The following is a 19,963-nucleotide window of genomic DNA, read 5'->3' on the forward strand; positions in this document are numbered from 1 at the left end:
TTCGCGGAGCGTCCACCCAAGTGAATACGTACATCCTACTCCAAACCAAGGGCCGTCCCAAGTAGCCATTTCATGGCTTTTGGGACAGCCCCTTCTCAAGGTTTTTTTTATTTTAGGCGCAGCCTGAGTGCGAGAAACTATTTTAAGTGGAAAAACGCTATCTAATTCCCCGGTGAAACCCTGTTTCCGGGAAACTAAGTGTAAAAGTGCTACTTAATATTAACGAAATTGCCCCTAGAGCAATAAACAGCCTGAAATAGGTTACGTTTATCCAACTATTCGTTCTAAATCACGGGAAATAGTTAAACTAAGTGGCGAAAATCCAACTAAATGAGTAGGCGCGGATGATTACTGTTAGCAATAAGCATGAGGCCGAAGCCTGCTCCACACAAAATAGATAAGCCTTCTGCAGTCCACCCGGACATGCGGGAGGCTTTATTTTATTGATACTGGATTACCCAAACCAATCTAGCACCGAAAGAATAGAGTATAGCAGATGATCCTGCGGCAGCTGCGTTTTAGTTATGTGCGCAGCCCGGGGATGGACAGGTTCACCCGGTTATAAACAGCCCTGATAACCAAAACCAGACCACAATAAACGGGGTGATATGGATGGATTTGAATGCATTGACTGGCCTATTTGCCAACAATAACGGTTCAGTCGTGCTAAATGTCCTTTTATCAGTTGCTTTAATTTGGACTATCCGGCAGATGGCAGGCAAAGAGAAGGTCATTCAGAATTACCAGAAACGGGATGAGGAGAACGAGAAACAGCTGAATGAATACAACCGTTCCCTGGTCAAGCTTTTAATTGAAAGAGAGGCCCTGGAACGCGCGAGAGCCGATAAAACCAATGGTGAGGAGGTCGTTAACAAGTGAAGCTCCTCGATATTTTTAAGAAAAACGAAGTCAAGCCCAGCTCTGTAAAGCGGGAAATTGAGAACCTGGGCAGAATCCGGGAGGCCTATGAAATGAATGATCTTGAAAGCCTGTTAGATCTGCACCGTAACGGCCTGGGCAAGAGAGGAGATGATTTACATGGCCATCGTTGATTTGATTCTTATTACTCTGGAATTAGCTGTTTTTATTGTGTTTGCCGCTTATGTGCTGAGATATCGTAAATTTTTTATCGGAAAAGGCCCGAACCGGACGTATAACCTGTATCTCCGGAGTGTATGGATAACTTATTTCATGGTTTCGCTGCTGTGCCTTAACCTGTTGTGGGGGCGGCTGAACATTGTTTTTGGTTATAACGTGGACAGCCTATCCAATACAATCAGAGAGCTGGTGATGATTCTGACGCTGATCCTGCTTCTGTTTGCCGGACTAACGCACAAGGAACTGTGGGACATTAACGAGCAGGATAAATAGGTTATGAGATCTGCTGAAAAAGGTGTAAAATGAAAGGAATGATGGCAGCGCCTGGAGGAACGGCGGAATATGTATCGAGTAGGAATTATCGGGCCGGCGGGCTCCGTCGAACGGATTGCCAAGCTGGCAGAAACGTTCGCGCAGGAAATCGAATTCATATCATTTATCTATGCAGAGCCGCGTGAGACGGGCCAGGCCTATATGTCCCTGATTCCAGACGGCTGGCTGCCGCCGCAAACGTCATAGATTCGTTTACTCATGCGAAGTAAATGCCTGCGGAACGCAGCCATTACAAGCAGGTGAACTCTTGCCTGTGTGTGCTTATAGAGAAACCACGGCAGGGATGGCAGGTAGTCATGGATAGCAATGAGGCATTCGCGGCTGCCGGGGATTTGCAGAAATTCAAGCCTGCTTAGACAGGACTTATCCTGCTTCGTGAGGACCCCGCCGGAGATCCGGTAAATACTGCTAGCTGCGCTGCTCCGCTCCGGCAGATAAGTCAATTCAAGGATTGCGCAGCGGCTGGCCCGCAGACAGACACGGTATCTGTTCCCGCCGTCATGATCAATCCGGACCAGCGGCTTCAGGATGCTGCCCAGCCATTCCAGATAGTAGCGGGCGGCCCAGCCGGCATCCGTATTTCCGGGCAGAACTACGCGCTGGACCGAGCGGACGTCTGAGGCCGGTTTTGTTTTTTTGCGGGACGGCGGCTGGACCGCTGTGCCGGTGCCGGGATGCGTGTCATTCCGGGGACCGGCCTCAACCGCTGCAAGCAGCGTCATGCCGGCGCCCGCCAGCTCCGCCGGTACCGGAATGGCGGTGTTCTCCGAACGCCCGGCCATCCGGCTGGACGACTGTCCGGTACGCAGTACCGTAACCGGCAACCCGCAGGAGCGGAGGATTTGTTCCGCCTCCAGGCTGCTGTGCAGATGACGGGAGCATTGCCCGGGCGGGATATTCCGGGAGGCAGGCCCGCTCAGACAGACAATATGCCGGATGCCGTTTATACAAGCTGCCCGGGCGAATATATCCGCCTGTATGGCAGCCATATCAGCAAAGCTTGCCTGGGTCAGCCTGGCCTGTGACATAACGGGAGGAACGAGATAGATGGCATAGTCTGCACCTTGCAGCGCGGCAGTGGCAGACGGTAAGGAGAACAGGTCGCAGGGGCGTTGTTGCACTTGCGGGCACAGATTTGTCTGGTCTTGGTACACGTCACCATTGTCTGCCAACACAATTAGATCACAATGCTCCGTCAGCAACGCCAGCAGATTATGATCGGTGTATCTCTCCGCCCCGGCTAAAGCGATAACAGGCCTGCGTCCGGTGCCGGCCCTGTGCTCCCTTCTAATGCGGGATATCTTGTTGTCTGTACGTTCCGCTGAATTCATTAGTTATCCCTGCTTCCATTCCGTTTCAGTTTCTTGTTTCATTATACAAGGGATTGCGCGGTGCTGATCATTTGGGGCTATAATGGGCTCATAACACAACCATTCTGAACAACAGGGGGGCAGACCGGATGAATGAATTACAGCAAGCCGGGCAACGGCTGGAGCTCGCCACCTTCGCCGGCGGCTGCTTCTGGTGTATGGTCAAGCCATTTGACGAGCTGCCGGGAATCATCTCGGTGATGTCGGGCTATACAGGCGGGCACACCGAGAATCCGACTTATGCCGAGGTCGGGACGGAGACGACTGGACATATTGAGGCAGTGCAGATTACCTTTGTTCCGGAGCTGTTTCCGTACCGGCGTCTGCTGGATATTTATTGGCAGCTGATTGATCCGACAGACCGCGGCGGCCAGTTTATGGACCGCGGGCATTCCTACAAGTCTGCCATCTTTGTTCACAGTGAGGAGCAGCGGGCAGCGGCAGAGGCCTCCAAGGCTGCACTTCAGGCAGAAAAAAGGTTTAAAGGACCGGTTGTAACGGAGATTCTGCCGGCGGCACCGTTCTACCCGGCTGAAGCTGAGCATCAGGATTACTATAAGACGCATCCGCTGGATTACAAGCTGTATCTCAAAGGCTCGGGCCGTGATGATTTTCTGAAGCGGCACTGGCAGAGGGGCGAAGACCGGGAACGGCTGCGTGCCCGGCTGACTGCCCTGCAATATGAGGTTATCCGGAACAAGGGTACAGAGCCGGCGTATGACAATGCCTATTGGGATGAATACCGTGAAGGCATATATATTGATGTGCTGAATGGAGATCCGCTGTTCAGCTCGCTGGATAAATTCGATTCCGGCACCGGCTGGCCGTCCTTTGCCGCACCGCTTGAGCCGGGGCTGATCCGCCGTGAGGCAGACTTAAGCCGCGGGGCAGCGCGGACTGTGCTGCGGAGCAGGTTAAGCAGAGCCTATCTCGGCCAGCTGCTGTATGACGGCCCGGAGCCTGCGAAGCTGCATTACCGGGTCAATTCAGCTGCGCTGCGTTTTGTCCCGAGGGAGGAACTCGCGGCGTACGGGCTGGAGCGTTATCTGGGGCTGTTTGCTTCAGAGGATGCTGGCCGGGAATGATCCGCCGTCTGAATGCCAGATACCAGCCTCGCCTGTTTACAAGGAAACCTGATCTCTACTAAGAGATCGGGTTTCTTTTTGCATTCTCTTAAAGGTTCAATAGATTCTCAGGCATTGCTTAAAATATGACAAAACCTGCGGATTTTCAGGTAGACTTGCCAAATAAGGTATAATAGGAGATAAGCATTATTTGTAATGCGCATACTGAAGGAGTGACTCAATGTATCCTAATCAGCAAAATGCAGGAGAGCGCCTTAAAATGATAGCCGAGCAGCTTGCAGAAGAAGTTACCTTGCGTCAATATGAACGTCAGCCTGAATTAAGGCAGCGCTTTGGTCCTTCCGGAATAGCCAGGACCAGGCAGGATTCCCTATATCATCTTCGTTATCTTGCACAAAGCGTTTCGCTGGAAAGCCCGCTTTTGTTCATTAACTATATTATTTGGCTTAAAGTACTGCTCATGCAGTATAAGATTACGGCTGAGGATCTGCGCCTCAATCTGGAACTGATGAAGGATGCAATCAGAGTCAAGGTAGAGCCGCCGGATAGAGAGCTGATCCTAAGCTACCTTGATATGGGTATGTATCATATGCGCGGGGAAGAGAGAGTGCCTTCGTTTCTGCAGCCGGATCAGCCCTATTTCCGGGAGGCGGAGCAATACCTCCGGCTTCTGCTGGATGGAGAACGGCGCCAGGCTGCGGAATTAATAATGAAGCTGTATGATGAAGGCATGCCGGTCCAGGATATTTACCTGCATATCTTCCAGCAGAGCCAGTACGAAACCGGGCGGCTGTGGCAGCTGGGTCAAATCACGGTCGCCCAGGAGCATTACTGCACAGCCTGTACCCAGAGCATTATCTCCCAGCTGTACCCCCGCTGGATTCAGGCACAGAGCGGCCGCAAGAGGCTGGTTGCAGTCGGTGTAGGTGAAGAGCTGCATGAAATCGGCCTGCGGATGCTGACGGACTTTTTTGAAATGAAGGGCTGGAATACCTTCTACCTGGGCTCCAACATGCCTGCTGAAAGCCTGATACGTTATTTGAAGGAACAGCCTGCCGATCTGCTGGCTGTTTCGGTTACGATGACCTTTCATGTGTCTGAGGTCGTCCGCCTGATTCAAGTGATCCGCGGTCATGCGGAGCTTGACGGCCTAAAGATCATGGTCGGAGGAATGCCTTTCAATGTAGACAGGGATTTGTGGAAAAAGGTCGGCGCAGACGGCTACGCCCCTGATGCCGGGAGCGCGCTCGAGATCGCAGCACAGCTTGTTCCCGGTACCTGGAGCCAGAAGAACTGATACAGAAGGCGGGGTACTATAATGATCGGCAGTGAGCAGGAAATCAGTGTTCTAAGGAAAACGATCGAATATGTGTCAGAACAGTTAATTGCAGGCAAGCATAGAGAAGAGCAGGCTTTGGCCGAGTTTTCCGCCATGAACAATGAACTCATTACGATGCACCGGCTGCTGGCCAAAAATAATGCAGAGCTTAAAGCGCTCAAGGAGGAAGCGGAAGCAGCGAGCAGGGCAAAAAGCCTGTTTCTGGCTACGGTCAGCCATGAAATCCGTACACCGATGAACGGAATCCTGGGCATAACCGAGCTGCTGGAGGCTGAGGACGTTACGGAAGAACAGCAGAATCATCTGCAGGTAATCCGGGAATCGGCACAGTATCTGCTGCAGATGATCCGGAATCTGCTTGATTTCTCCAAAATTGAAGCCGGGAAAATGGAAAGGAGCAGAGTCCCCTTCAGCATACGGAAGCTGGTTGAGCATGCGTTTCGGCTGCTCTCTCCTGCAGCGGCAAAGCAGGAAAATACCTTAACCTATCACATCCAGAACGGGGTTGCGGATCAGCTGGAAGGAGATTCACCCAAGATAATGCAGGTGCTTATTAATCTGCTGGGCAATGCTGTGAAATTTACGCAGAACGGAAAAGTAGAAGTTACAGTGAGTCTGGTCTCTGAGGAAGCAGTACGCCAGCGGTTATGCTTTGAAGTAAGGGATGAAGGGGTTGGCATATCACCTGAGGATCAGGGCTCCCTGTTCCGGCCGTATTCACAGGTAAGCAATGACCCGGAGCTGTCTGCCGAGGGAACGGGACTCGGGCTGTCCATCTGCAAGTCCATGGTAGAGCTGATGGACGGAACCATTATGGCGGAGAGTGTGCCCGGAGCCGGCTCGGTTTTCCGTTTTGAGCTTCCGCTGGATAAGCCGTCCAACCTTCCGGAGCCGAATCCGGCTGGCGGGGCAGCCCTGCCGGTGAGCGGTTTCAGCGTGCTGCCGGTGCTGGTCGCCGAGGATAACGGACTGAACAGTGCAGTGCTGCTGCGGCAGCTGCAGAAGCTGGGGGTAACGGATGTCCACCTGGCCCGCAACGGCAAAGAAGCAGTGGACGCCTGGCAGCGGCAGGAATACGGGCTTATTCTGATGGACAGCAGGCTTCCGGTCATGAACGGTGAGGAGGCGGTCCGCACCATCCGCCGGCTGGAAGCATCCGGGGCAAGGGCGCGGGTTCCGATTATCGGCGTGACCGGGGATGAAGGCGAGGAGAGCCGAGCGCAATTTATTGAGGCAGGTCTCGATGATTGGGCGGTTAAGCCGCTGAATCTGCAGATGCTGAGCAAGCTGCTGGTTAAATGGTACAGCATGAAGCCGTATATTCCCGTCCTGCAGGAGGAGACCCTGTCCGGCATCCGGGAGATGGACGATGAAGACGAGCCTGAGCTGCTGCGTATGCTGATCGGGATTTTCAAGAAGGATACTCAGCAGCGGCTGGCTGCACTGGAGGATGCTGCGTCCAGACAGGATCTGACGGAAATGGCGGCAGCGGCCCACAGCCTGAAGTCAGGCAGCCTGAGCATCGGGGTGCAGTATTTCGCCCATCTGTGTGCGTTGGTGGAACGCCATGCCGGAGCAGAGGAATTCGAGCCCGCTGTACGGCAGCTGCCGAAGCTGGAGACTGCATATGAAGAAGCCTGCAGGGAGCTGGATAAGCTGCTGTAGAGCTTCCGGCTGCAGAGAGCAGAAGGTACCGGTTACCGGGAACTTCTGCTCTTTTTGCTGGCGGCGATCATATCCGTGCAGCGGAAGAATAGGATATAATAAGGCATTTTCATGGCCAGGGGCATCGAAGAACGCATGCCGCAAGGATTAGATCAGATGGAAGCCGGTACCTCTTGCTAGGTATGGGCTTTTTCTAATACGCAGAAGCAGGTGACGCCCGTGCCGGAAAAAAACAGTACCGCAGTAGTTGTCCAGGGCCATTCGCTGACCCTTGCGGAAGTCGTCAGGGTTGCACGTTATCACCATCCTGTGGAGCTTGCGGATGAGAGCTGCCGCAGGGTGGAGCAGACCCGCAAGTATGTGGAGCGGCTGCTTCTGGAGAAAAAAGTGGTGTATGGCCTGACTACAGGCTTCGGCAAGTTCAGCGACACATACATCTCCCCGGAGGATACGCAGCAGCTGCAGCTTAATCTGATCCGCAGCCACAGCTGCGGAACCGGAGCGCCGCTTCCGGAGGAGACGGTCCGGGCCATCCTGCTGCTGCGGATTAACGCCTTGGCCCTCGGCTATTCCGGAATCCGCCCGGAGGTCATCTCGCTGATGGCCGGCATGCTGAACCGCGGCGTTGCACCGGTAATCCCGGAGAAGGGCTCGCTCGGCGCAAGCGGTGACCTGGCCCCGCTGTCGCATATGGCGCTGGTTCTGATCGGCGAGGGCGAAGCGTATGTTCAGGGCACACGCCTGCCCGGGGCAGAGGCGCTGGCGCAGGCCGGGCTTGCGCCTATCGTACTGGAGGCCAAGGAGGGGCTGGCCCTGATTAACGGGACGCAGGTCATGACGGCGGTCGGCGCACTGGCCTGCTGGGATGCCATGAACCTGGCCGACTGGGCGGACTGCACGGCAGCGCTGACCTGTGAGGCTCTGCTGGCGGTGCGGGACGCCTTTGATCCGGCGGCCCATGCTGTCCGGCCGCATAAAGGGCAGCAGCAGTCAGCCGGCAACATCCGGCACCTGACCGCCGGCAGCACCCTGATGACCAATCAGGGCGAGAAGCGGGTGCAGGATGCCTATTCCCTGCGCTGTGCGCCGCAGGTGCACGGAGCGAGCCGGGATGCGCTGGCCTATATTGCGGGGAGGCTGACGACCGAGCTGAATTCGGCCACGGATAATCCGCTCATCTTTACCGAACTTGCGCGGGTCATTTCCGGCGGGAATTTCCACGGCCAGCCTGTCGCGCTGCCGATGGACCATCTGGCCGTCTGTGCGGCGGAGCTGGCCAGCATTGCGGAGCGGAGGATCGAGCGGCTGGTTAATCCGCAGCTGAATGAAGGGCTGCCCCCGTTCCTGACCCGGAACGGGGGACTGCAGTCCGGCTTCATGATCGCCCAGTATACTGCTGCTGCTCTTGTGTCGGAGAACAAGGCTCTGGCCCATCCGGCCAGTGTGGATTCCATACCCTCCTCGGGCAATCAGGAGGATCATGTCAGTATGGGCACCATCGCTGCCCGCAAAGCAAGCCAAATCGTTGATAATGCCTATACCGTGCTGGCAATTGAGCTGCTGTGCGCGGCTCAGGCCCTTGATTTCCGCGGTCCGCAGCAGCTTGGACGGGGAACGAAGTGGCTGTATGACCGCTGCCGTGAGCTGGCGGCTCCGGTGAAGGAGGATCGTGTGCTATCCGGCGATTTTGCTACGGTTGTGCAGTGGATGAAACAGCCCGGTGTGCTGGCCGGGCTGTTTGCCAAGGTGACCTTTGACTCCTGTGTGGAGTAAATCCGGGGGAGCACCCGAAGGAATAAGGAACGGAGGGAGAGCAGCCATATGAGCCGTAACGAGGAGAGAATCTGCCGCGCCCCCAGAGGAAGCGCGCTGAATACCAAAGGCTGGACGCAGGAAGCAGCACTGCGGATGCTGATGAACAATCTCGACCCCGACGTGGCGGAGCATCCGCAGCAGCTGATTGTCTATGGCGGCATCGGCAAAGCAGCCCGCAGCTGGGAGGCCTACGACGCGATTGTCCGGTCGCTGAAGACACTGGAGAACGACGAAACCCTGCTGATCCAGTCCGGCAAGCCGGTGGCGGTATTCCGCACCCATCCGGATGCTCCGCGCGTCCTGCTGGCGAATGCCAATCTGGTTCCGGCGTGGGCAACCTGGGAGAGCTTTCACGAGCTGGACCGCAAAGGCCTGATCATGTACGGGCAGATGACCGCCGGCAGCTGGATCTATATCGGCACGCAGGGTATCGTGCAGGGCACCTATGAGACCTTCGCCGAATGCGCCAGACAGCATTTCGGCGGCACACTGAAGGGGACAATTACGCTTAGCAGCGGCCTCGGGGGCATGGGCGGCGCCCAGCCGCTCGCCGTGACTATGAACGGCGGTGTGTTCATCGGCATCGAAGTGGACCGGACACGGATCGCGAAGCGGATTCAGTCCGGGTACTGTGATGCTGTGGCAGAGACACTGGAAGAAGCGCTGGCCATGGCTGAGGCGGCCCGCAGCGCAGGCCGCCCGCTCTCCATCGGCCTGCTGGGCAATGCGGCGGAGCTGCTGCCGGAAATAGCGGCCGGCGGCTTTGTGCCGCAGGTGCTGACCGATCAGACGTCAGCGCATGATCCGCTGAACGGCTATGTGCCGGCCGGCTTCACTGCCGAAACCGCAAGGCAGCTGCGGGGCAACGACCCGCAGGCGTACATTGCCCTGGCCCGCAGCAGCATTGCCCGGCATGTTGAAGCGATGCTTGAGCTGCAGGGCAAAGGGGCTGTCACCTTTGACTACGGCAACAATATCCGGCAGGCGGCATACGATCAGGGCGTCAGCCGGGCTTTTGATTTTCCCGGATTTGTTCCCGCCTATATCCGTCCGCAGTTCTGCGAAGGGAAAGGGCCGTTCCGCTGGGTAGCCTTGTCGGGTGATCCGGAGGACATCAATAAAACCGATGCTGCGATTATCCGGGCTTTCCCCGGGAATGAGGGTCTGCAGCGCTGGATTACTTTAGCCGGGCAAAAAATCGCCTTCCAGGGCTTGCCTGCCCGGATTTGCTGGCTCGGCTACGGCGAGCGGGCCGCGTTCGGCAAGATCCTCAACGATATGGTTGCTTCCGGGGAGCTGTCTGCTCCGGTGGTCATTGGCCGGGATCATCTGGACGCCGGCTCCGTGGCCTCGCCTAACCGGGAGACGGAGCGCATGCTGGACGGCAGCGATGCCGTGTCCGACTGGCCGCTGCTGAATGCGCTGGTCAACACGGCCGCAGGAGCCGGCTGGGTGTCGATCCATCACGGGGGCGGAGTGGGGATGGGCTATTCGCAGCATGCCGGGATGGTGGTTGTCGCAGACGGCACGAAGGAGGCAGAGACCCGGCTAGAGCGGGTGCTGACGGCAGATCCGGGTATGGGCGTGGTCCGGCATGCGGATGCCGGCTATCCGCTGGCCGCCGAAACCGCCAGAGCCCATGGCATCCGCATGCCCATGCTGGAGCCGGAGGAGGAGCGGAATGATCCACATTGATGGCGCCGCGCAGATTGCCACGCTGGGCGGGGCAGGCATGAAGCCCAAGATTGGCAGGGAGATGGCAGAGCTCGGTCTGATTGAGGACGGCGGAATAGTCATTGAGAACGAGAGGTTTGTCTTCGTGGGCAGCAGCGGGGAGGCCAGGCGGTATGTGGAGCAGCACTCCGGGGGGAAGCCGGTCACGGTACTGTCTGCTGCCGGGAAGACGGTGACTCCGGGCCTCATTGATCCGCATACCCATCTGGTGTTCGCCGGCTCACGGGAATTCGAGCTCACGCTCCGGCTTCAAGGGGCTAAATATCTGGATATCCTGCAGGCCGGAGGCGGAATCCTCTCTACAACAGAGCGTACCCGTGAAGCCTCTGAGGAGCAGCTGATGGCCGAAGCGGAGCGGCGGCTGGACCGGTTTCTGGCCCACGGGGTCACGACGGTTGAGGCAAAAAGCGGCTACGGGCTGCGGCTGGCCGATGAGCTCAAGCAGCTTAGAGTGGCCCGAAGACTGAATGAGGTACATCCGGTAGAGCTGGTGTCCACCTTTATGGGCGCGCATGCAGTACCACCGGAGTATAAGGGGAACACGGATGCTTTTGTCCGGACAGTAATAGAGGAAATGATTCCGGCGGTGGCCCGGGCAGGGCTGGCGGAATACTGCGATGTGTTCTGCGAGGAAGGGGTGTTCACCGTGGAGCAGTCCCGCGAAATCCTGATGGCGGGCAAACGCTGGGGGCTGAAACCGAAGCTCCACGCTGACGAGCTTGTATCCGGAGGGGGGGCGGAGCTGGCCGCCGAGCTGGGTGCTGTCACCGCCGACCATCTGCTGCATGCTTCACCCGAAGGCATCCGCCGGATGGCCCTGAAGGGAGTAATTGCCGTGCTGCTGCCGGGCACCGCCTTTTTCCTGATGGCTCCGCCGGCCGATGCGCGTTCAATGATTGACGCCGGTGTGCCGGTCGCCTTGTCAACGGACCGCAATCCGGGCTCCTCACCGACGGAATCGCTGCCTTTTATTATGAATCTGGCCTGCTTAACGATGAGAATGACCCCGGCTGAGGTGCTGACAGCCTGTACCCTTAATGCGGCTCATGCGATTGACCGTGCTGCGGATACCGGCAGTATTGAGGCCGGCAAGCAGGCCGATCTGGTCATTTTCGATGCGCCCAATTATCAGTACCTGCAATATCACTACGCGGTGAATTTAACGGATACAGTGCTGAAAAAAGGCAGGATTGTTATCCTTGACGGAAAGAGGGTGACGGCATGAGCGGGATGCAGGTGAAAGAACTGCGGATCAATGCGGTCAGGCTGCAAAAGAATATCGAAGCGCTGGCCCAGTTCGGGCTGAATGAGGCTACCGGAGGCCTGGACCGGACGACGTTCACCGCGGCTGAACTCGCTGCCCGCGAATGGCTGGAGGATCAGCTGTTCCGGCTGCAGCTTGAGGTCAGGGTGGATGAGGCGGCCAATATCTGGGGGCGGCGGAGCGGATCAGAGGATGCGCTTCCTGTTATTGCTTTTGGCTCCCATATCGATACCGTGCCTAACGGAGGCAAATATGACGGGGCGCTTGGTGTGCTGCTGGCACTGGAGGTGATGCAGGTGCTGGAGGATCACAACGCCGTTACCCGGCATCCGCTGGAGCTGGTGTCCTTCAGCGCTGAAGAGCCGAATCCCTTCGGGCTGTCCACCTTCGGCAGCCGTGCAGTTTCCGGCAAGCTCAGCCGGGACGATCTCACAGGTGTGCGCAACGGGCAGGGGCAGCTGCTGACTGAGGCGCTGCGGCTTGCCGGAGGGAACCCCGGACGTTTTGAACGGGCCCGGCGCAGTCCGGAGGAGCTGGCAGCGTTCCTTGAAGTTCATATCGAGCAGGGTAAACGCTGCTGAACCGGGGGGTCCCGGTCGGAATTGTGACCGCTATAACCGGTATTTACCGGGAGGAGGTAACGGTCTCGGGAGAAGCCAACCATGCGGGAACCACTCTGATGGAGGACCGGAAGGATGCGCTGATGGGCGCGTCCGAAATCATGCTGGCCTTTGAGCAGCTCTGCCGCGAGCATCCGGCAGATGAAGTGGTGGGCACCGTCGGCCGGATCAGCAATGAGCCGAACGCCGCGAACATTATCCCGGGGCAGACTGTTTTTCATCTGGAAGTCAGAGCAGCGCAGCAGGAGCAGAAGCGCTGGGTTATGGAAGCCTGGGGTGTGCAGGCTGCATCTATTGCAAAGCGCCGGGGGCTGTCGCTGGGCCGGCGGCTAATCCTGGATCAGCCGTCCCAGCCGATGGCCCAGCTGCTGATCCGGCTGCTTGCCGCCCAGGCCGGCAGGCTTGGCATTAAGACTTATGCGCTGGGCAGCATGGCTGGTCATGATGCCGCGCACATGGCGTCTCTGACCAGCGCCGGCATGCTGTTTGTGCCCAGTCTGGGCGGAAAAAGCCACTGTCCTGATGAAGAAAGCCGGATCGAGGATATTGAACAGGCCGGAAATGTGCTGCTGCAGTCCATTCTGGCGCTGGATGTTGAATTGAGCCCATAACAGGCAGGGGGGAGCCGCTTGCGGACGTTATATTCGGCAGATGCGGTATACACGAAGAACCAGTTCCGGCCAGACCTTGCTGTGCTGGTCGAGAATGGCCTGATAGCAGAGGTAGGCAGCCGGGAGGTGCTGCTGCAGCGGTATCCGGATATCCGGCACATCCGCTGGGATGGAAAAGCGATTGTTCCCGGCACGATCAACGCCCACAACCACTCTTTCCAGAGCCTGCTGCGCGGGATTGCCATAGATAAGCCGTTTCTGGAATGGCGGGATCAGGCACTGTACCGCTATTCCCCGCTGCTGGATGAGGAGGCGGTTTATACCGGCGCCCTGCTGGCCTTCGGTGAAATGCTGCGTTATGGAGTAACCACAGTCTGTGATTTCTTCTATGTGCACGGCGGCGGTACGGCGCTTGATGAAGCTGTCATCCGGGCGGCGAAGGATCTGGGTATCCGCCTGGTATTCGCCCGGACGATGTATGATTGGGATGGTGCTCCGGTGGCCTACCGCGAAACGGTTCCTGAAGCGGTGGAACGGACGAGGCGGCTGGCTGTGAAATACCAGGGCAATCCGCTGGTTACGGTTCATCCGGCTCCGCACAGCCCGCATGCAGCTTCCCCGGAGATGATCCGGGCCGGACACCGGCTGGCGCAGGAGCTGGATACGCCGTTTCACATCCATGTTGCCGAGGAGATGTTCGAGGTTGAGGAGATGCTGCAGGCCTACGGGCTTCGCCCGGTGCATTACCTGGATTCACTGGGGGTACTGGATGAGAGAATAATCGCTGTTCATCTGGTCTGGCTGGAGGATTCTGAGATTGAGCTGATCGGCCGGAGAAAAGGAGCTTTGGCCTACTGCCCGTCCAGCAATATGTTTCTGGCGGACGGGGTGACCCGCATTCCCGACCTGCTGAGGGCCGGTGTCAAGGTTGCGCTCGGCACAGACGGCGGCTGCAGCAACAACCGGATCAGTGTGTTTGAGGAAATGCGCATGTGCTCGCTGCTTCAGAAGGTCAGCCGCATGGACGGTACCTGCATTACCGCCGGTCAGGTCTATGAGATGGGAACTTCACGCGCCGGTGAAATACTGCGGCTGCCGGCCGGTTCCCTGGAAACCGGCCAGTATGCGGATTTTGTTGCGCTTGATGTCCATGACCTGTCACTTGCCCCGCGGCAGGAGCTGTTCGCCAACATGGTCTACGCCATGCAGCCGGGAGCGATTTCAACGGTTGTTGTAGGCGGCAGGGTTGTGGTAGGCGGCGGAAAGCTGCTGACTGTACCGGAGGCTGCTATAGGCAGACGGGTGGATGAGCTGTTCGGAAAATGGGGCAGACGGGGATGAAATTGCTAATGTGCAGGTGCAGCTCCTGTCATTAACAGGGCTGCGGCTCTCCGGCGGAGCTGCTGCCCTGCCTGCCTTTCCGTTTCAAAAGTCCCGGTCTGCGGCTATAATCTAATTAGATCGGTTGTCCGCCCCGGGCGGAAGAAGGAGCTGCCATGTACATAAGATTACTAAATCCGGACGATGCGGAACAATACCGCGGGCTGCGGCTGCAGGCGCTGCAGCTTCATCCGGAAGCCTTCCTCAGCACCTATGAAGCAGAGAAGGAAATGCCGCTGGAGGTTACAAGCCGCAGGCTGGAGCCTGCGGAGGACAAGTTCACCCTGGGCGGGTTCACCGGGCAGGGTGAGCTGGCCGGCGTAGTTACTTTTATCCGGGAGAGCAGGGAGAAGCTCCGCCATAAAGGCAGTGTCTTCGCCATGTATGTGACTCCCTCAGCCCGCAAGCAGAAGCTGGGCCATTCCCTGATGAGTGAGCTGATCACGCGTGCAGGGCAAATGCCGGGGCTTATGACGGTGAATCTGACCGTATTTTCGGACAACCAGCCGGCAAAGCGGCTGTATGCTGCTCTTGGCTTCACATGCTACGGCACGGAGCGCAATGCGGTAAAGCTGGACGGGCGGTATCTGGATGAAGACCTGATGACACTGGAGCTGGATTCAGGGGAGCAGTGGCAGGAGCAGGATAGGGAGCGGGATAGGCACCAAAAAGACGGCCCGGTCATAAACTAAGCTGCCCGCCGCATAAATTGGGCCTATGAAATTCTGTCCTGACAAGAGGAGGAAATAACTTGGAGACTGCGCTGCTAGGCAGCTTTTTATCTGCAATGGCAACGGTGCTTGGTGCGGTACCCATTCTGTTCGTGCGGAGATTGTCAGAGCGCTGGAAGGATATACTGGTCGCTTTTACCGCGGGAATTATGGTATCTGCTTCGACCTTCGGCCTGATGCCGCAGGCGATTGAAGAATCGGGGATTACTGCACTGACGCTCGGGCTGATCACCGGGGTGCTGCTGCTTGACCTTATTGAAAAAAACATTCCGCATATCGATGTCGAAAACAAACCCGGCTTTGCCAATATGGATTCCAAGGCGCTGCTCGTCATGATTGCACTGTTTATCCATAATATTCCCGAAGGCCTGAGCACGGGCTTCAGCTATGCCAGCGAGGAGGCCAGTCTCGGTCCCATGGTGGCGATCGCGATCGGGGCGCAGAATATGCCGGAAGGTCTGATTCTCGCTGTCTTCATGATGAACTCCAAGTCTACCCGGTGGAAGGCGCTGGGAGTCGCCACGCTGACCGGACTTATGGAGATGGTGTCGGCGGTTGTCGGTTATTTCACAGCAAGCTCGCTGCAGCATGCAGTAGGCTACGGGCTGGCTTTTGCCGCAGGAGCGATGCTCTTCATCGTCTATAAGGAGCTGATTCCGGAGAGCCACGGGCACGGATATGAGCGGCCATCGACCTATTCCTTTATTTTCGGGCTGCTGGCGATGGTGTACATTACGCAGATTTTCGGCTGATCCGGCCGGGAGAGCCTCCGCATTTGCATCAGGCCTGCAGAGCCGATATACTGTACGCATTCGAAGGCTTAAGGTAGGGAGTGGACAGGATGGACAGACTTATACAGCAGGCTTCGTTATCTTTTGTTCTATTGATTCTTTCATATCTCAGTATGTATTACGCGTTACCCAAACGCACGTCTTTTGCGCGCTATAGTGTACTGGTACTGCTGTTGGCGAGCGGTGCTCCGCTTGCAATCCTGCTGGTGCAGGAGAGCCTCCGGGAGGCTGCCGATGCGAATATCGGGCTGGGGATGGCTTTCTTGCTGACCTGGGCAATTACGGGACTGGTGTTTCTGGTGTCGCTGGTCTTCTGGATTCTCCGTTTGCGGAAAAGAAGATAGCAGGGCCCAGAGACGTTACCGGATTAACCCGCTTTCAGCATAAAAAGAGGGCGTCTGTTCAGCTGGTATTGCAGCTTGGCGAATCTAACGGACTGTAATGATGCTATTTCCCCATTTGGCACACTTCTGCAGGCTAACGGACCGGGGCGCCTTTATTTACCGGTCTGCTGGCGATTTTTCTGCGAATCTGCACGTTTAAGAGCGCTGGTGTCCGTTAGCTTGCGGTCATCCCGGTTATGCCTTGGATAACGGCAGCTCAGTCCGTTAGCATGGAGCATGGGCCCGGCGGTTATCAGTAGACGAAAGCCTGCAAAACTTCAATGTCCGTTTTATAGAGTTTTAGCTTAGAGAGTACCAGCACAAAACAGGCTATCCCGCTGCATGATGCAGTTTATGGGATAGCCTGTTTGTTGTTACCGGTTATGAGGCTTGTTCACCGGGCCGGCTGGTTGCCCCGGCTTGCCATGCTACACATTGCCTAGCGGTGGGCCGTATAGACACTCGCTTTGCTGGCCTGGCGGACGGCGTCCGCTTCGGCGGCGGTAAGCGGCGCTGCTTCGGCCGCGGCAATGTTCAGCCGCAGCTGCTCAAGGCTGCTTGCACCCGGGATGACAGCTGCAACCGCCGGCTGTGACAGCGGGTAGAGCAGCGCAGTCTGCGTAAGGGTCCGGGAAGGAGGAGCCTGCTGTGTCAGCCGGTCCTGCAGCGTTGCCAGCTCCGGCACAGAATAATCCAGATAATCCTTCTCCAGCCTGGAGCGGCCGTTATCGGTCAGGATGCCGCGCGCCAGCGGACCGCGGGCAATGAGGCTGATGCCATGCTGCTCAAGCAGCGGCAGAACCGACTCCTCCGGACGCCGGTCAAGAATGCTGTATTGGCTCATCACACTTACAATACCCGAGCGTTTCAAATATTCGCGGACCACAGCAGGACGGATGGAGGAGATGCCGTAATAACGGATCAGCCCTTCCTGCTTCAGCTCTTCAAAGGCCTCAATCGTCTCGTCGATATTATCTTCCATCGTTCCGCCATGGAGCTGATAGAGGTCGATGTAGTCGGTCTGCAGTCTGCGCAGACTGTCACGTACCGCGGATTTGATATAGGCTTTGGACGCATCCCACGACCAGCCGTCCTGGCCGGGAATCCGGCGGTTGCCGACCTTAGTGGCCAGAACAACGTCACTGCGGCGGCCGCGTATGGCGTTGCCTACAATCTCCTCATTGCGGCCCGCATCATACAGATCGGCTGTATCAAGGAAGTTGATCCCCTTATCCAGCGCCTCATGGATGATGGATACAGCCGGTGCCTCCTCGGTTCCCAGAGACATACAGCCCAGCCCCATAGCGCTTACATATAAATCGGATTGCCCTAACCGGTTCTTGTTCATGATGCATCCCCTTCTGTGCGGTTTTGTGTCCATTATAGCATCCCTGATGCAGAAATCGGCAAATGTCCCTGCCCGGCCTTCCGGCCGTGCAGGGACATTTGCCGTCTTTATATTGATGTATCTGCAGTCATCCTTGCGTTTATCACCGCAATTATCCGCGCAGAATGGCTTCGATTTGCTCCAGCTCTTCCTTGCTGAGCTCGGGAGCGTTCAGGGATGCCACTGCGTCCTCAATCTGGCTCACTTTGCTTGCACCAATCAGCGCAGAGGTTACTTTACCGCCGCGAAGAACCCAGGAGAGGGCGAGCTGTGACATCTTTTGTCCGCGGGCTGCTGCAATATCATTCAGCTTGCGTACCTTGCCGATCACCTCTTCGGTAATCTCCTTCTCGGAGAGGAACACGCTTGGTCCGGCTGCGCGGGAATCCGCTGCAATTCCGTTCAGATAGCGGTCGGTCAGGATGCCTTTGTACAGCGGAGAGAAGGCGATGGTGCCGATGCCTTCTTCAGCGAGCACATCCTGCAGCTCATCCTCAATCCAGCGCGACATCATTGAGTAGTTCGGCTGGTGGATCAGGCAAGGTGTGCCCAGACGGCGGAGAATCTGCGCCGCTTCGCGGGCTTCCGCCGGCCGGTAGTTGGAAATACCGACATACAGCGCTTTACCCTGGCGGACGATGAGATCCAGCGCAGCCATGGTTTCCTCCAGCGGAGTATTCGGGTCCGGACGGTGATGGTAGAAAATATCGACATAATCCAGGCCCATCCGCTTCAGGCTCTGATCCAGGCTGGACACCAGATTCTTCTTGGAGCCCCATTCGCCGTATGGGCCCGGCCACATATAGTAACCGGCTTTGGTGGAGATAATCAGCTCATCGCGGTAAGCGGCGAGATCCTGGCGGAGAATCCGGCCGAAGTTCTCTTCGGCGGAGCCTGGTGGCGGTCCATAGTTGTTGGCAAGGTCAAAATGGGTGATGCCCAGATCAAAAGCGCGGCGAACCATGGCCCGTCCGTTTTCGAACAGGTCGTTGCCGCCGAAATTATGCCACAGGCCGAGCGAGATTGCCGGCAGCAGCAGGCCGCTGCGGCCGCTGCGGTTATATTTCATGTTGTCATAACGTTCAGGACTGGCGATATACATGTGAGATCCTCCTAATAGTTGTGATGTGTTATTCCTCATAACGGAAGATTTTACGGCTTAACTGACACGTTCTATTGTAGCGGAACCACGGGGCAAAAGCGTATGTCAGCATGGAAGATGTTTATAGCACAATGTCGTTATTCGCATGGCGGCTGCGGTAGTCCTTGGGGGAGCAGCCTTTGACCTTTTTGAACATCCGAGAGAACAGCAGGGGGTCCTGGTAGCCGACCGAACGGGCAATTTCACCGACGGTGCAGCTGCTCTCCGCCAGCAGCTCGCAGGCTTTGGCGATGCGGAAATTCAGCAGATACTGCTGCGGCGGCAGGCCGACCGTCCGTTTGAACAGGGCCGACAGATATTTGCGGTCCAGCTTCAGGGAGGAAGACATCATCTCTACGGTGATATTTTCACAGTAGTGGGCATGCAGGAAATGAAGACATTCCTCGACATAGGAGCTTTTGGCACGCGGAAGCCGGACATTGTCCTTCGCTGCCGGGGCTGTACGCAGCAGCATCGTAAAGAACTCATACATGATTGCTTTAAGCGGCAGGTCGAGTCCCTCAGCCGTATCCGCTTCTGCAGTCAGCCGATCGTAAAGGGCAGGCATCAGCTGCTGATCCATCGGAAACACGGGCTGCTCCGGCGACAGAGAGGTCCGGGACAACAGGGATTCAATCTCTTCTCCGGTAAAAGCAACCCATGAATAGGTCCACGGCTCCGTGCTGTCTGCTGCATAATAAGTCACGATATGGGGATAGGTCAGAAAAGCCTGTCCGGCCTGCAGCCTGTGCTCGGCTTCCCCGACGGCAACCCTGCCGGTGCCTTCATGAATAAAGTGGATTTTGTAAAGGTCACGGACGCCGGGACCGACGGTGTGGCCGGGCGCACAATGCTCGAAGCCCCAGTAATGCAGATGCAGATCGGGGCTGCTGCGCAGCGGCCGCTGCGGATTATATTTAAATATGGCCATCCTTCAGCCTCTTTTCCTGTGTAAAGTGGTCTTGGATATATGCGTATATAGTCACCATTATACAATAGTTTTACAGCGGCGTAAGACAACGCAAAAAGTCCCGGCGCCCTTCCGATGACGGAAGCGGAGCGGGGACTTTTTCCAAAAGATAAGAAAGTATATATTTCACGCTATCCTTGATCCTTATCTTTCTCGCAGAAACGGATACCGTCCTATTTAGGACGGCGTAGCCGTTTCTACTTGGTTAAGCGTTTATAAGTTGTCGGGGTTATTTCCTAATGGAGC

Annotated in this window: 20 protein-coding genes; 16 read left to right on the plus strand and 4 right to left on the minus strand. The window is 56.8% G+C overall.

Translation table 11 applies throughout. The features are described 5' to 3' along the window. Nucleotides 1-612: 612 nt before the first annotated feature. From M2108_RS13740 to M2108_RS13755, 4 genes are all read left to right on the plus strand, one after another. Nucleotides 613-879: a hypothetical protein gene (locus tag M2108_RS13740; protein WP_277547273.1), complete on the plus strand. Its 267-nt coding sequence runs from the start codon at nt 613-615 to the stop codon at nt 877-879. Beyond that, entirely contained in the window at nt 876-1,052 is a 177-nt protein-coding gene (locus M2108_RS13745; protein ID WP_157889913.1) for a hypothetical protein, read from the plus strand. Before M2108_RS13740 ends, M2108_RS13745 begins: the two co-directional genes overlap by 4 nt. After that, a complete protein-coding gene (locus tag M2108_RS13750) occupies nt 1,039-1,371 on the plus strand; it encodes a hypothetical protein (protein WP_277470165.1) in 333 nt (110 codons plus the stop codon). The genes M2108_RS13745 and M2108_RS13750 overlap by 14 nt, the downstream gene beginning before the upstream one ends. Before the next feature lie 69 nt (nt 1,372-1,440). Beyond that, nucleotides 1,441-1,617 carry a hypothetical protein gene (locus tag M2108_RS13755; protein WP_277470164.1) on the plus strand — a complete coding sequence of 59 codons (177 nt, stop codon included), beginning with the start codon at nt 1,441-1,443 and terminating at the stop codon, nt 1,615-1,617. Here the strand turns inward: M2108_RS13755 and M2108_RS13760 are convergent. Next, nucleotides 1,569-2,762 (minus strand): Rossmann-fold NAD(P)-binding domain-containing protein, encoded by a 1,194-nt coding sequence (locus M2108_RS13760; RefSeq protein WP_277470163.1) that lies wholly within the window; start codon nt 2,760-2,762, stop codon nt 1,569-1,571. The genes M2108_RS13755 and M2108_RS13760 overlap by 49 nt on opposite strands. A 128-nt stretch (nt 2,763-2,890) precedes the next feature. Between M2108_RS13760 and msrA the strand changes: the two genes are divergently transcribed. The 12 genes from msrA to M2108_RS13820 all read left to right on the plus strand — a co-directional run bounded on the left by msrA (nt 2,891) and on the right by M2108_RS13820 (nt 16,180). After that, complete coding sequence (msrA, locus tag M2108_RS13765; protein WP_277470162.1) at nt 2,891-3,886, plus strand: peptide-methionine (S)-S-oxide reductase MsrA; 996 nt, start codon at nt 2,891-2,893, stop codon at nt 3,884-3,886. 259 nt (nt 3,887-4,145) lie between these two features. Next, entirely contained in the window at nt 4,146-5,183 is a 1,038-nt protein-coding gene (locus M2108_RS13770; RefSeq protein ID WP_277470161.1) for a cobalamin B12-binding domain-containing protein, read from the plus strand. A 21-nt stretch (nt 5,184-5,204) separates the two neighbouring features. After that, complete coding sequence (locus tag M2108_RS13775) at nt 5,205-6,890, plus strand: ATP-binding protein (protein ID WP_277470160.1); 1,686 nt, start codon at nt 5,205-5,207, stop codon at nt 6,888-6,890. Between the two features lie 219 nt (nt 6,891-7,109). After that, complete coding sequence (gene hutH, locus M2108_RS13780; RefSeq protein WP_277470159.1) at nt 7,110-8,663, plus strand: histidine ammonia-lyase; 1,554 nt, start codon at nt 7,110-7,112, stop codon at nt 8,661-8,663. Between the two features lie 48 nt (nt 8,664-8,711). Beyond that, complete coding sequence (gene hutU, locus M2108_RS13785) at nt 8,712-10,400, plus strand: urocanate hydratase (RefSeq protein ID WP_277470158.1); 1,689 nt, start codon at nt 8,712-8,714, stop codon at nt 10,398-10,400. Continuing rightward, complete coding sequence (gene hutI / locus M2108_RS13790) at nt 10,387-11,664, plus strand: imidazolonepropionase (protein WP_277470157.1); 1,278 nt, start codon at nt 10,387-10,389, stop codon at nt 11,662-11,664. The genes hutU and hutI overlap by 14 nt, the downstream gene beginning before the upstream one ends. Further along, nucleotides 11,661-12,284, plus strand: coding sequence for a M20/M25/M40 family metallo-hydrolase (locus M2108_RS13795; protein ID WP_277470156.1), 624 nt, complete (start codon nt 11,661-11,663; stop codon nt 12,282-12,284). The genes hutI and M2108_RS13795 overlap by 4 nt, the downstream gene beginning before the upstream one ends. A 23-nt stretch (nt 12,285-12,307) precedes the next feature. Then, nucleotides 12,308-12,934, plus strand: coding sequence for a M20/M25/M40 family metallo-hydrolase (locus tag M2108_RS13800; RefSeq protein ID WP_277470155.1), 627 nt, complete (start codon nt 12,308-12,310; stop codon nt 12,932-12,934). Nucleotides 12,935-12,952: 18 nt separating this feature from the next. Further along, nucleotides 12,953-14,275: an amidohydrolase family protein gene (locus M2108_RS13805; RefSeq protein ID WP_277470154.1), complete on the plus strand. Its 1,323-nt coding sequence runs from the start codon at nt 12,953-12,955 to the stop codon at nt 14,273-14,275. A gap of 155 nt (nt 14,276-14,430) precedes the next feature. Further along, nucleotides 14,431-15,006, plus strand: coding sequence for a GNAT family N-acetyltransferase (locus M2108_RS13810; RefSeq protein WP_277470152.1), 576 nt, complete (start codon nt 14,431-14,433; stop codon nt 15,004-15,006). Between the two features lie 59 nt (nt 15,007-15,065). Further along, the gene (locus M2108_RS13815) at nt 15,066-15,797 is read left to right on the plus strand and encodes a ZIP family metal transporter (RefSeq protein ID WP_277470151.1); all 732 of its coding nucleotides are present in this window, start codon (nt 15,066-15,068) and stop codon (nt 15,795-15,797) included. Between the two features lie 89 nt (nt 15,798-15,886). Continuing rightward, entirely contained in the window at nt 15,887-16,180 is a 294-nt protein-coding gene (locus M2108_RS13820) for a hypothetical protein (protein ID WP_277470150.1), read from the plus strand. Between the two features lie 478 nt (nt 16,181-16,658). Here M2108_RS13820 and M2108_RS13825 read toward each other — a convergent pair whose 3' ends face one another. The 3 genes from M2108_RS13825 to M2108_RS13835 all read right to left on the minus strand — a co-directional run bounded on the left by M2108_RS13825 (nt 16,659) and on the right by M2108_RS13835 (nt 19,678). Then, the gene (locus M2108_RS13825; RefSeq protein WP_277470149.1) at nt 16,659-17,567 is read right to left on the minus strand and encodes an aldo/keto reductase; all 909 of its coding nucleotides are present in this window, start codon (nt 17,565-17,567) and stop codon (nt 16,659-16,661) included. A 151-nt stretch (nt 17,568-17,718) separates the two neighbouring features. Then, nucleotides 17,719-18,708, minus strand: coding sequence for an aldo/keto reductase (locus M2108_RS13830; protein ID WP_277470148.1), 990 nt, complete (start codon nt 18,706-18,708; stop codon nt 17,719-17,721). Between the two features lie 121 nt (nt 18,709-18,829). Continuing rightward, the gene (locus M2108_RS13835; RefSeq protein ID WP_277470147.1) at nt 18,830-19,678 is read right to left on the minus strand and encodes an AraC family transcriptional regulator; all 849 of its coding nucleotides are present in this window, start codon (nt 19,676-19,678) and stop codon (nt 18,830-18,832) included. Nucleotides 19,679-19,963: the final 285 nt, after the last annotated feature.

It is taken from the genome of Paenibacillus sp. PastM-3 (assembly GCF_029893965.1).
GTDB lineage: Bacteria > Bacillota > Bacilli > Paenibacillales > Paenibacillaceae > Paenibacillus_AQ.

Coding starts and splice junctions, on each gene's coding strand:
- M2108_RS13740 (WP_277547273.1), top strand. CDS start 613: ATGGATTTGAATGCATTGACTGGCCTATTTGCCAACAATAACGGTTCA.
- hutU (WP_277470158.1), top strand. CDS start 8,712: ATGAGCCGTAACGAGGAGAGAATCTGCCGCGCCCCCAGAGGAAGCGCG.
- M2108_RS13795 (WP_277470156.1), top strand. CDS start 11,661: ATGAGCGGGATGCAGGTGAAAGAACTGCGGATCAATGCGGTCAGGCTG.
- M2108_RS13830 (WP_277470148.1), bottom strand. CDS start 18,708: ATGTATATCGCCAGTCCTGAACGTTATGACAACATGAAATATAACCGC.
- M2108_RS13760 (WP_277470163.1), bottom strand. CDS start 2,762: ATGAATTCAGCGGAACGTACAGACAACAAGATATCCCGCATTAGAAGG.
- M2108_RS13835 (WP_277470147.1), bottom strand. CDS start 19,678: ATGGCCATATTTAAATATAATCCGCAGCGGCCGCTGCGCAGCAGCCCC.
- M2108_RS13750 (WP_277470165.1), top strand. CDS start 1,039: ATGGCCATCGTTGATTTGATTCTTATTACTCTGGAATTAGCTGTTTTT.
- hutI (WP_277470157.1), top strand. CDS start 10,387: ATGATCCACATTGATGGCGCCGCGCAGATTGCCACGCTGGGCGGGGCA.
- msrA (WP_277470162.1), top strand. CDS start 2,891: ATGAATGAATTACAGCAAGCCGGGCAACGGCTGGAGCTCGCCACCTTC.
- M2108_RS13775 (WP_277470160.1), top strand. CDS start 5,205: ATGATCGGCAGTGAGCAGGAAATCAGTGTTCTAAGGAAAACGATCGAA.
- M2108_RS13770 (WP_277470161.1), top strand. CDS start 4,146: ATGATAGCCGAGCAGCTTGCAGAAGAAGTTACCTTGCGTCAATATGAA.
- M2108_RS13825 (WP_277470149.1), bottom strand. CDS start 17,567: ATGAACAAGAACCGGTTAGGGCAATCCGATTTATATGTAAGCGCTATG.
- M2108_RS13820 (WP_277470150.1), top strand. CDS start 15,887: ATGGACAGACTTATACAGCAGGCTTCGTTATCTTTTGTTCTATTGATT.
- M2108_RS13810 (WP_277470152.1), top strand. CDS start 14,431: ATGTACATAAGATTACTAAATCCGGACGATGCGGAACAATACCGCGGG.
- M2108_RS13755 (WP_277470164.1), top strand. CDS start 1,441: ATGTATCGAGTAGGAATTATCGGGCCGGCGGGCTCCGTCGAACGGATT.